This window comes from Streptococcus wuxiensis (assembly GCF_040888245.1).
In the GTDB taxonomy this organism is placed as follows: Bacteria; Bacillota; Bacilli; order Lactobacillales; family Streptococcaceae; genus Streptococcus; species Streptococcus wuxiensis.
Map to the genome: position 1 here is coordinate 247137 of NZ_JBFNFE010000001.1, position 12153 is coordinate 259289.

Below are 12153 nucleotides of genomic sequence, written 5' to 3' on the forward strand. Positions count from 1 at the left end.
AAAAGAGGTTTGTTATGGGATATACAGTTGCTGTTGTCGGTGCTACAGGAGCCGTTGGTGCTCAAATGATCAAAATGTTGGAAGAATCAATTCTTCCAATCGATAAGATTCGCTACCTTGCGTCTGCACGTTCTGCAGGAAAGGTCTTGCAATTCAAGGGCCAAGATGTGACTATTGAAGAAACAACAGAAGAAGCTTTTGAAGGAGTTGATATTGCTCTCTTCTCTGCTGGTGGTTCAACTTCTGCAAAATACGCACCTTATGCTGTTAAAGCAGGGGCAGTAGTGGTAGATAACACTTCTTATTTCCGTCAAAATCCAGATGTGCCATTGGTTGTTCCTGAAGTAAACGCCCATGCCCTTGATGCTCATAATGGGATCATTGCATGTCCTAACTGTTCAACTATTCAAATGATGGTAGCTCTTGAACCAGTTCGTCAAAAATGGGGCTTAGACCGTATCATCGTTTCAACTTATCAAGCTGTTTCAGGTGCAGGTATGGGAGCCATTCTTGAGACACAACGCGAATTACGTGAAGTATTGAATGATGGTGTAAATCCACGTGATTTGCATGCGGAAATCTTACCTTCAGGTGGAGATAAAAAACATTATCCAATCGCCTTTAATGCTCTTCCACAAATCGACGTCTTCACAGATAATGACTACACTTATGAAGAAATGAAGATGACAAACGAAACTAAGATAATCATGGAAGACGATAGCATTGCCGTTTCAGCAACTTGCGTGCGTATTCCTGTCTTGTCAGCTCACTCTGAGTCTGTTTACATTGAAACAAAAGAAGTGGCTCCAATCGATGAAGTCAAAGCTGCGATTGCTGCCTTTCCAGGTGCAGTTCTTGAAGACGATGTGGCTCACCAAATCTATCCACAAGCTATCAATGCGGTTGGTTCTCGCGATACCTTTGTCGGACGTATCCGTAAAGACTTGGATGCTGAAAAAGGGATCCATATGTGGGTGGTTTCTGATAATCTTCTCAAGGGTGCTGCTTGGAACTCAGTTCAAATTGCAGAAACCCTTCATGAGCGTGATCTAGTACACCCAACAGCTGATTTGAAGTTTGAATTGAAATAGGGAGCAAAACAGAAATCAGTAACTCGAAGAGTTTGATTTCGTAGTTTTGCCCCCGCACAGTTGATTAGTAAGTACGAATGTTGCAAACATGAGTAGTTCCAATCAACCACTGCGTTATGAAACAGAAATCAGTAACTCGAAGAGTTTGATTTCGTAGTTTTGCCCCCGCACAGTTGATTAGTAAGTACGAATGTTGCAAACATGAGTAGTTCCAATCAACCACTGCGTTATGAAACAGAAATCAGTAACTCGAAGAGTTTGATTTCGTAGTTTTGCCCCCGCACAGTTGATTAGTAAGTACGAATGTTGCAAACATGAGTAGTTCCAATCAACCACTGCGTTATGAAACAGAAATCAGTAACTCGAAGAGTTTGATTTCTCCTTCGCTAGCTAGCGAATCTACTTATTTTATGTACAGAACAGGAGGCAAAGGCAAGTATGCCCCAGCCTCTTTCTTATATAGAGAAAGGTTTTTTCTATGTCTTATCAAGATTTACAAGATTGTAAAATTATCACGGCCTTTATTACTCCTTTTCATGAAGATGGGTCCATAAATTTCGACGCGATTCCGAAATTGATTGAACATCTATTGGCACATCACACAGACGGAATTCTCTTGGCGGGGACGACTGCTGAAAGTCCAACTCTTACTCACGATGAGGAGCTGGAACTTTTTGCAGCAGTACAAAAGGTGGTCAAAGGACGGGTTCCTTTGATTGCTGGTATCGGTACTAACGATACGCGAGACTCTATTGAGTTCGTTAAAGAAGTAGCTGAATTTGGTGGCTTTGCAGCAGGGCTTGCGATTGTGCCATACTACAATAAACCATCCCAAGAAGGTATGTACCAACACTTTAAGGCGATTGCAGATGCCTCTGATTTACCCATCATTATCTATAATATTCCAGGTCGTGTGGTTGTCGAATTGACTCCAGAAACTATGCTTCGCTTAGCGGAACATCCAAACATCATTGGTGTTAAGGAATGTACCAGCCTTGCAAATATGGCTTATTTGATTGAGCACAAACCAGAAGAATTCTTGATCTACACTGGTGAAGATGGAGATGCTTTCCATGCTATGAACCTTGGTGCTGACGGGGTTATCTCTGTTGCTTCTCATACCAATGGTGATGAAATGTATGAAATGTTCACTGCGATTGAAGAGAGTGATATGAAGAAAGCGGCAGCTATTCAACGTAAGTTTATTCCCAAAGTTAATGCTCTCTTCTCATACCCAAGTCCTGCACCTGTTAAGGCAGTCCTCAACTATATGGGATTTGAAGCTGGTCCAACTCGCCTCCCATTGGTTCCTGCGCCTGAAGAGGATGCTAAACGCATTATCAAGGTTGTTATTGACGGAGACTATGAGGCGACTAAAGCGACTGTCACTGGAGTTCTTCGACCTGATTATTAAGATAACAAATATAAAAAGAAACTTCCTACAAGTAAAAATTGTTGGGAGTTTTTTTCTTTTTCTACGAATATATAAATAGAGAGAGGATAACAAGGAGTTAATAATGAAGATTAAGATTGATAATTTTGAGATTTATAAGTTAAAGCAAGCAGGTTTAAGTAATCAGCAGGTTCTAAAAGTACTTCAATACGGAGAAATTTATGATCAGGAATTGAGTTTAGAGACAATCGCTGAAGCCTCAGAGTGTCGTAATCCAGTAGTTTTTATGGAGCGGTACCATAAACTGACTTTTGAAAGCATGGAACGCCTGAAGAAAGATTTTGAAAAGTTCCCATCATTTTCAATTTTGGATGATGTTTATCCCATTTCACTCAGTGAAATTTATGATGCACCTGTATTGCTTTTTTATAAAGGAGATTTAAATCTCTTGAAATTACCCAAGGTTGCAGTTGTAGGTAGTCGCTCTTGTAGTCAAATTGGAACCAAATCAGTCCGTAAAATCATTGAAGAATTGGAAAATGAATTAGTTGTGGTGAGTGGACTTGCTAGAGGAATTGATACAGCAGCCCATATGTCTGTTCTACAAACTGGGGGCAAAACGATTGGCATTATTGGGACTGGTTTAGATGTCTATTATCCCCGCTCCAATAAACGCCTTCAAGAATACATTGGAGAACATCATTTGCTTCTAAGCGAGTACGGTCCAGGAGAAGAACCTTTGAAATATCACTTTCCTGCCAGAAATCGCATTATTGCAGGATTGTGTCGAGGAGTCATCGTTGCAGAAGCTAAAATGAGATCTGGTAGCTTAATCACTTGTGAGCGTGCCATGGAGGAAGGTAGAGATGTCTTTGCGATTCCAGGTTCCATTTTAGATGGACGCTCAGACGGCTGTCATCATTTAATCCAAGAAGGAGCAAAACTAGCAACATGTGGGCAGGATATACTAGCAGAATTTGAATTTTAATGAATGAAATGATTTCATTTAGCAAACTTTTCTTCTATTATATGGGTGTTATGTCTTGACAGGTTTTTAAAAATGGTTTACACTTTATAAAGTTTAATTACTTTGAGAAGGTGTGATACTGTGGTAACGGCAACCAAAAAGAAAAAATCAACAAGTAAAAAAAATCTTGTAATCGTGGAGTCGCCTGCTAAGGCGAAAACGATTGAGAAATATCTAGGACGTAATTATAAGGTTTTAGCCAGCGTAGGACATATTCGTGATTTGAAAAAATCAAGTATGTCAGTTGACGTGGAAAATAATTACGAACCGCAATATATCAATATTCGTGGGAAAGGTCCTCTCATCAATGATTTGAAAAAAGAAGCTAAGAAAGCCAATAAAGTCTTTCTTGCAAGTGACCCGGACCGGGAAGGGGAGGCTATTTCATGGCATTTAGCGCATATTTTAGATCTAGACGAGAATGATACCAACCGTGTTGTTTTCAACGAGATTACCAAAGATGCAGTAAAAAATGCCTTTAAAGAACCTCGTAAAATCAATATGGATTTGGTCGATGCCCAACAAGCCCGTCGTGTTTTGGACCGTTTAGTGGGGTATTCAATTTCACCAATTCTTTGGAAAAAGGTTAAAAAAGGCTTATCAGCAGGACGTGTTCAGTCTGTTGCTCTTAAGCTAATCATTGATCGTGAAAATGAAATCAATGCCTTCCAACCAGAAGAATATTGGACGATTGATGGTGTTTTTAAAAAAGGTACCAAGCAATTCCAAGCTTCTTTTTATGGAATGAATGGCAAGAAGATGAAGTTGACTACCAATGATGAAGTCAAAAAAGTTTTATCTCATCTTAGCAGTAAAGACTTTACTGTTGATCAAGTAGATAAAAAGGAAAGAAAGCGCAATGCTCCTCTTCCATATACAACGTCTTCTATGCAGATGGATGCTGCTAACAAGATTAACTTCCGTACTCGAAAGACGATGATGGTTGCTCAGCAACTCTATGAAGGAATCAATATTGGTACAGGTGTCCAAGGTTTGATCACCTATATGCGTACGGATTCTACTCGTATCAGTCCAGTTGCTCAGAATGAAGCCGCTAGCTACATCAATGAACGTTTTGGTAGTAAGTATTCTAAACATGGTAGCAAGGTGAAAAATGCCTCTGGCGCTCAAGACGCCCACGAAGCTATTCGCCCTTCAAGTGTCTTTAATACACCTGAGAAAATTGCTAAGTATTTGGATAAAGACCAGCTAAAACTTTATACCCTTATCTGGAACCGCTTTGTAGCGAGTCAAATGACTGGTGCAATTTTTGATACCATGGCTGTTAAACTTTCGCAAAATGGTGTTCAATTCGCGGCGAATGGTAGTCAGGTTAAGTTTGATGGTTATTTAGCCATTTACAATGATTCTGATAAGAATAAGATGTTGCCAGATATGAAAGTAGGAGATGTTGTCAAACAGGTCAATAGCAAACCTGAACAACATTTCACACAACCGCCTGCACGATATTCAGAAGCAACACTGATTAAAACTTTAGAAGAAAATGGAGTTGGACGTCCATCTACTTATGCTCCAACTATTGAAACAATTCAAAAACGTTACTATGTAAGACTAGCATCTAAACGCTTTGAACCAACTGATCTAGGACAAGTCGTTAACAAGCTAATTGTCGAGTACTTCCCAGACATTGTTAATGTGAAGTTTACCGCTGAGATGGAAGGGAAGCTGGATGATGTCGAGGTCGGTAAAGAACAATGGCAACGAGTCATTGATGAATTTTACAAACCATTCTCTAAAGAGGTTGCAAAAGCTGAAGCAGAGATGGAAAAAATTCAAATCAAGGATGAGCCGGCAGGATTTGACTGTGAAGTTTGTGGTAGTCCTATGGTGATTAAGATTGGACGCTACGGTAAATTTTACGCATGTAGCAATTTCCCAGATTGCCGCCATACGCAAGCCATCGTTAAAGAAGTTGGTGTTACGTGTCCAAATTGTCATCAAGGCCAAATCATCGAACGAAAAACCAAACGTAATCGTATTTTCTATGGATGCAATCGTTATCCAGAATGTGAATTTACCTCTTGGGATAAGCCTGTTGGGCGTGATTGTCCAAAATGTGGTCATTTCCTCATGGAGAAGAAAATCCGTGGTGGCGGAAAACAGATTGTATGTAGCAATGGTGACTACGAAGAAGAAAAGATTAAATAAAAATAATTAGGGCTGAAATGATAATTTCAGCTCTTTTTAATTTAAACTTGACAGATTTTATCTTTTTATGCTTAACTAGAAGAAGATTATTCTTACTTAGGAGTAGATATGCGCATTATTTATCTTAGCATTGGATTCATTTCTTTAGCTTTAGCAATCGTTGGAGTTGTCTTGCCACTATTACCGACAACACCCTTTCTCTTGTTGTCAATAGCTTGTTTTTCAAAATCTTCTAAACGTTTTGAAGATTGGCTCTATCATACCAAGCTTTATCAAACCTATGTTGCGGACTTTAGAGAAACTAAGTCTATTGCGCGTGAACGAAAGAAGAAGATTATCGTATCGATTTATATTTTGATGGGTATCTCGATTTATTTTGCTCCGCTCTTACCTGTAAAAATTGCTTTAGGATGTTTAACGGTATTTATAACCTATTATCTCTTTAAGGTAATACCAGATAAAGAATAGCTAAAAAAGTAATGATTTTCCTTGATAAAAAGTAGGGGTTACTTAAAACAATATGATATAATAATATTAAAGAAACCTTCAAGGAGTATCAAATGATTTACGAATTTTGTGCTGAAAATGTAACCTTGCTTGAAAAGGCTATGCAAGCTGGAGCTCGCCGTATTGAGCTCTGTGATAATTTAGCAGTTGGTGGAACGACACCAAGCTACGGAGTTACTAAGGCAGCTGTTGAACTTGCATCAAACTACGATACGACTATCATGACGATGATTCGTCCACGTGGTGGTGACTTTGTTTATAATGACCTCGAGATTTCTATTATGCTCGAGGATATTCGTCTAACTGCTCAAGCAGGTAGCCAAGGGGTTGTCTTTGGTGCCTTAACAGCAGATAAGAAATTGGATAAGGCTAACCTTGAAAAGTTGATTGCTGCATCTAAAGGTATGGAGATTGTCTTCCATATGGCTTTTGACGACTTAAGTGACCAAGATCAACTAGAAGCTATTGATTGGCTCAGCCAGGCTGGTGTAACACGTATCCTGACTCGAGCTGGTGTATCTGGCGACTCTTTAGAGAAACGCTTTGCTCACTATCATAGAATTCTAGAACACGCTGCAGGAAAAATTGAAATTTTACCTGGTGGGGGTATTGACATGGACAACCGTCAAACCTTTATCGATCAATTAGGCGTGACACAATTACATGGAACTAAGGTTGTCTTTTAAAAAATAGAAAGGAACTGCTAGCTTTTGGTAGCAGTTTTCGCTTATGTTTGAAATTTTTAAGGCCTATCAGTTTAATAGTAAAAAGGCTAAAGAGTATGGATTTGTAGAAAATCAAGGTGTATGGACCTATAGTTCGACTATCTTGCAGGGTGATTTTCTTATGAAGATTACAGTTGAGGATGGGGACTTAAGTTTTCAAGTTTATGACCAAGAAACTGGTGACCTTTATCCTCAAGTTTATATGGAAAGTATGAGAGGTACTTTTGTCGGAACTGTTCGACAGGCTTGTTTAGAAGTTCTTTATGGCATTCGAAAGGCTTGTTTTGAGGTAGAGGAATTTCTCTGTCCACAGACCAAGAGAATCATGGCGCTTGTTCAAGAAAAGTATGGCAATCAGCTGGAATATCTATGGGAGAAATCACCTGATACGGCGGTTTTGCGCCATGAAGATAATCAGAAGTGGTATGCTATTTTAATGAGAATTCCTTGGGATAGGCTAGATAAGGGGAGAGAAGGGCTAGTGGAAGCAGTCAATCTCAAACACGACCAAGTAGCTGATTTGCTTTTTCAAAACGGAATTTATCCAGCCTTTCATATGAATAAACGCTATTGGATTAGTCTTCCACTCGATGACACTCTAACTGACGAAAAGGTCCTTGAATTATTTGAGAGAAGTTGGTTTTTGACTTCTAAGAAATAAATAAACATATTTGAGTTTTCAAATACTTTCAATTCGCAAAATATTCTTTATTGAAGAAATTTTCAGAAAATATTGGATTTTTTCTTGACAAGTGATTTTTCCTGTGCTAGAATACTAAACAAGACATCAAACAAAGGAGAAAGCCAAACATGAAAACAGCTAAGTTTAATCAATTTGCTTTGTTGTTGAGGTACTCGGACTAGTGCAAAAGCATTAGTCCTGTTTGGCTTACCAAGCGGGAGTAAATCAACATCTCGCTTGGAACTCCGAGCGAGATGTTTTTTCTATATCGAAAATGTGAAGGGAGAATTCTCATGCGTGTAGTTGAGTTTTTAGATACCAGTCTCCGAGATGGTGAGCAGACACCAGGTGTCAATTTTTCAATAAAGGAAAAGGTTGCTATAGCAAAACAGTTAGAGAAATGGGGGATTTCAGCAATCGAAGCTGGTTTTCCGGCTGCTAGTCCAGATTCATTTACAGCTGTTCAAGAAATTGCTAAGGCTATGAAAAAAACAGCCGTGACAGGCTTAGCACGTTCTGTTAAATCAGACATTGACGCTTGCTATGAAGCACTTAAAGATGCAAAGTATCCTCAGATTCACGTCTTTATCGCTACCAGTCCGATTCACCGTAAGTATAAGCTCAATAAGAGTAAGGAAGAGATTTTGGAAGCGATCAGTGAACATGTTTCCTATGCACGGAGTAAGTTTGAAGTAGTAGAATTCTCTCCAGAAGATGCTACTAGAACTGAGCTGGACTTTCTTCTACAAGTCGTTCAAACTGCGGTCGATGCGGGTGCGACTTATATTAATATTCCTGATACAGTAGGTTTTACAACTCCAGAGGAATACGGAAGTATCTTTAAATATCTGATTGACAATGTCCAAACAGACCGTCAGATTATCTATTCACCTCACTGCCATGATGACCTTGGAATGGCAGTAGCAAATAGCCTCGCTGCTGTAAAGAATGGTGCAGGACGTGTCGAAGGAACCATTAACGGAATCGGCGAACGAGCTGGGAATGCTGCTTTAGAAGAAATAGCGGTAGCCCTCAATATTCGTCAGGATTATTACCAAGCAGAGTCAAGTATCGTCCTAAACGAAACGATTAATACGTCCGAAATGGTCTCTCGCTTCTCAGGAATTCCAGTTCCCAAAAATAAGGCAGTTGTCGGTGGAAATGCCTTTTCTCATGAATCAGGTATTCACCAAGACGGAGTTCTTAAAAACCCACTTACCTATGAAATCATAACACCAGAATTGGTGGGTGTAAAGAGTAATAGTCTTCCGCTTGGAAAATTATCTGGTCGCCATGCCTTTGTAGAAAAACTGAGAGAACTGGCCTTAGACTTCACAGAAGAGGATATTAAGCCACTCTTTGACAAATTCAAATCACTTGCAGATAAGAAACAAGAAGTCACAGACGCGGATATTCGTGCTCTGGTAGCTGGAACCATGGTTGAAAACCCAGAAGGCTTTCACTTTGATGATTTACAACTTCAAACTCATGCGGAAAATGAAATTGAAGCGACTGTCAGATTGGCTAATTTGGACGGTGAGAAAGTCGACTTTAATGCGACTGGACAAGGTTCTGTTGAGGCTATCTTTAACGCTGTTGACAAGTTCTTTAATCAATCTGTTCGCCTGGTATCCTACACCATTGATGCGGTAACGGATGGTATAGACGCTCAGGCAAGGGTTTTGGTTACCGTTGAAAATAGAGAAACAGAAACAATCTTTAACGCAGCCGGAATTGATTTCGATGTGTTGAAGGCTTCAGCTATTGCCTACATCAATGCCAATACTTTTGTCCAAAAAGAGAATACCGGAGAGATAGGTCCAAATGTTTCCTATCGCGACATGCCTAGTCTTTAAAGGAGAATACCATGACAAAGAAAATTGTTGCCCTAGCAGGTGATGGGATTGGACCAGAAATCATGGAGGCTGGGTTAGAAGTTCTGGAGGCTTTAGCTGAAAAAACAGGCTTTGACTATGAGATAGATAGAAGACCTTTTGGAGGTGCAGGTATTGATGTTACAGGACACCCTTTACCAGAAGCAACACTAAAGGCTGCTAGAGAAGCGGACGCTATCCTCCTTGCTGCAATAGGTGGTCCTCAGTATGATAATGCTACAGTTCGACCCGAACAAGGGCTTTTGGCACTCCGCAAGGAACTTAATCTTTATGCCAATATTCGTCCGGTAAAGATTTTTGATAGTCTCAAGCACTTATCGCCTCTCAAACCTGAACGAATTGCTGGTGTTGACTTTGTCGTGGTGCGTGAGTTGACAGGTGGGATTTACTTTGGTGATCATATCCTTGAAGAGCGAAAAGCGCGTGATATCAATGATTATAGTTATGAGGAAGTAAAGCGAATTATTCGTAAGGCTTTTGAAATCGCAAGAAGTCGCAGAAAAATCCTGACCAGTATTGATAAGCAAAATGTTTTGGCAACCTCAAAACTTTGGCGAAGAGTGGCTGAGGAAGTCGCAAAAGATTTTCCAGATGTAATCCTGGAACACCAGTTGGTCGACTCAGCTGCCATGCTCATGATTACCAATCCAGCCAAGTTTGATGTTATCGTGACAGAGAATCTTTTCGGAGATATCCTCTCGGATGAGTCAAGTGTTCTATCTGGTACACTTGGGGTTATGCCATCAGCCAGTCACTCTGAGAATGGACCGAGTCTCTATGAACCTATTCATGGTTCAGCGCCTGATATTGCAGGCCTAGGAATCGCCAATCCTATTTCTATGATTTTATCAGTTGCTATGATGTTTCGTGATAGCTTTGGACGATATGAGGATGCGGAGCGTATCGAGCGTGCTGTTGAAGCAACTTTGGCTGCCGGAATTTTAACGAGAGATATAGGAGGACAGGCTTCGACCAAGGAAATGACGGAAGCCATCATTGAAAGATTATGAAGATAAATCAAGGAATTACTTTTGCTATTTTGATTTGGAATCTATTGGTATTTATGATTTATGGTATTGATAAATCTAAAGCAAAAAGAGGTGCTTGGCGCATCCCTGAAAAATATTTATTATCATTTGCATTCTTGTGTGGTGGTTTTGGTGCTTGGTTGGCAGGTGTTACCTTTCACCACAAGACTAGAAAATGGTATTTTAAAACGGTTTGGTTCCTAGGAATGGTGACTACACTAGTAGCTTTGTATTTGATATGGAGGTAATGAATGGCAGGAAAATCGATTTTTGATAAATTATGGGACCTCCATGTGATTACAGGAGAAGAGGGACAGCCTCAACTCATGTATGTAGATCAGCACTATATTCACGAGGTGACCAGTCCTCAAGCTTTTCAAGGATTGAGAGATGCAGGACGTAGATTGAGACGACCAGATTTAACATTTGGTACCTTTGACCACAATGTCCCGACGGTTAATATATATGATATTCGAGATGTAATCTCCAAAGCACAGATTGATAAGTTAGCTGAAAATGTTGAGGAATTCGGGATTGAACATGCTGCCCACGGTTCAGAAAAACAAGGGATCGTTCATATGGTTGGTCCAGAAACAGGAAGAACACAACCAGGAAAATTTATCGTCTGTGGTGATAGTCATACAGCAACTCACGGAGCTTTTGGAGCGATTGCCTTCGGTATTGGAACCAGTGAGGTCGAACATGTCTTTGCAACCCAAACCATTTGGCAGGTTAAACCCAAGAAAATGTTGGTGGAATTCACAGGAGTTCCTCAAAAAGGGGTTTATGCCAAGGATTTCATACTAGCCTTGATTGCCAAGTACGGTGTTGCTTGTGGTGTTGGCTACGTGGTGGAGTATCGAGGTCAGGCTATTGATGCACTGAGCATGGAAGGACGAATGACTATCTGCAATATGTCCATCGAATTTGGTTCCAAAATGGGAATCATGAATCCAGATCAGACCACTTTTGACTATTTAAAGGGACGAGAGTGTGTACCCAAAGATTTTGATGCAGCAGTAGCTGATTGGAAAAGGCTTGTTAGCGACGACGATGTCGTTTATGACAAGGTTATCCGGATGGATGCCTCTGAATTGGCTCCTATGGTGACTTGGGGAACCAATCCTGCTATGGGCGTTGACTTTGATTCTAGTTTTCCAGAAATTAAGGATATGAATGATGAACGTGCTTATCATTACATGGATTTACAACCAGGTCAGAAACCAGCAGATATCCAACTAGGCTATGTCTTTATTGGCTCTTGTACCAACGCTAGACTTAGTGATTTGCAACTGGCTGCGCGATTTGTCAAAGGAAAGAAAATAGCTCCCAATCTAACAGCAATTGTAGTTCCAGGTTCTCGACCAGTCAAGCGAGCTGCTGAGAAGTTAGGTTTGGACAAGGTATTCCTAGATGCTGGCTTCGAATGGAGAGACCCTGGATGCTCCATGTGCCTCGGGATGAATCCTGATAAAGTACCAGATGGTGTTCATTGTGCCTCAACTAGCAATCGTAACTTTGAAGATCGACAAGGATTTGGTGCTAAGACTCATCTCTGTAGCCCAGCCATGGCAGCTGCGGCAGCAATCGCAGGACGTTTCGTAGATGTACGGCAAATGCCAGAAGCTCAGTAAGG

General features: G+C 40.4%; 11 protein-coding genes. All 11 read left to right on the top strand.

Annotation, left to right across the window (positions count from 1 at the left end; all coding sequences use genetic code 11):
- Positions 1-14: 14 nt before the first annotated feature.
- The 11 genes from AB2B47_RS01210 (at position 15) to leuC (ending at position 12151) form a co-directional block, all read left to right on the top strand.
- The gene (locus AB2B47_RS01210; RefSeq protein ID WP_320693428.1) at positions 15-1091 is read left to right on the top strand and encodes an aspartate-semialdehyde dehydrogenase; all 1077 of its coding nucleotides are present in this window, start codon (positions 15-17) and stop codon (positions 1089-1091) included.
- A 478-nt stretch (positions 1092-1569) separates the two neighbouring features.
- Complete coding sequence (gene dapA, locus AB2B47_RS01215; protein WP_006152343.1) at positions 1570-2505, top strand: 4-hydroxy-tetrahydrodipicolinate synthase; 936 nt, start codon at positions 1570-1572, stop codon at positions 2503-2505.
- Positions 2506-2614: 109 nt separating this feature from the next.
- Complete coding sequence (gene dprA, locus AB2B47_RS01220) at positions 2615-3472, top strand: DNA-processing protein DprA (protein ID WP_367618085.1); 858 nt, start codon at positions 2615-2617, stop codon at positions 3470-3472.
- A gap of 120 nt (positions 3473-3592) precedes the next feature.
- The gene (gene topA, locus AB2B47_RS01225) at positions 3593-5680 is read left to right on the top strand and encodes a type I DNA topoisomerase (protein WP_320693429.1); all 2088 of its coding nucleotides are present in this window, start codon (positions 3593-3595) and stop codon (positions 5678-5680) included.
- Positions 5681-5788: 108 nt separating this feature from the next.
- Positions 5789-6148, top strand: a complete 360-nt coding sequence (locus tag AB2B47_RS01230) for a YbaN family protein (protein WP_225750258.1) — start codon at positions 5789-5791, stop codon at positions 6146-6148.
- Between the two features lie 92 nt (positions 6149-6240).
- Complete coding sequence (locus tag AB2B47_RS01235; RefSeq protein WP_006152360.1) at positions 6241-6873, top strand: copper homeostasis protein CutC; 633 nt, start codon at positions 6241-6243, stop codon at positions 6871-6873.
- A gap of 43 nt (positions 6874-6916) precedes the next feature.
- Positions 6917-7573 carry an MmcQ/YjbR family DNA-binding protein gene (locus AB2B47_RS01240; RefSeq protein ID WP_006152354.1) on the top strand — a complete coding sequence of 219 codons (657 nt, stop codon included), beginning with the start codon at positions 6917-6919 and terminating at the stop codon, positions 7571-7573.
- 314 nt (positions 7574-7887) lie between these two features.
- Entirely contained in the window at positions 7888-9450 is a 1563-nt protein-coding gene (locus tag AB2B47_RS01245) for a 2-isopropylmalate synthase (protein ID WP_320693430.1), read from the top strand.
- Positions 9451-9461: 11 nt separating this feature from the next.
- Positions 9462-10499 (top strand): 3-isopropylmalate dehydrogenase, encoded by a 1038-nt coding sequence (gene leuB, locus AB2B47_RS01250; RefSeq protein ID WP_006152358.1) that lies wholly within the window; start codon positions 9462-9464, stop codon positions 10497-10499.
- Positions 10496-10765, top strand: coding sequence for a DUF1294 domain-containing protein (locus AB2B47_RS01255; protein ID WP_006152339.1), 270 nt, complete (start codon positions 10496-10498; stop codon positions 10763-10765). The genes leuB and AB2B47_RS01255 overlap by 4 nt, the downstream gene beginning before the upstream one ends.
- Before the next feature lie 3 nt (positions 10766-10768).
- Positions 10769-12151, top strand: a complete 1383-nt coding sequence (gene leuC, locus AB2B47_RS01260; RefSeq protein WP_006152382.1) for a 3-isopropylmalate dehydratase large subunit — start codon at positions 10769-10771, stop codon at positions 12149-12151.
- Positions 12152-12153 lie beyond the last annotated feature (2 nt).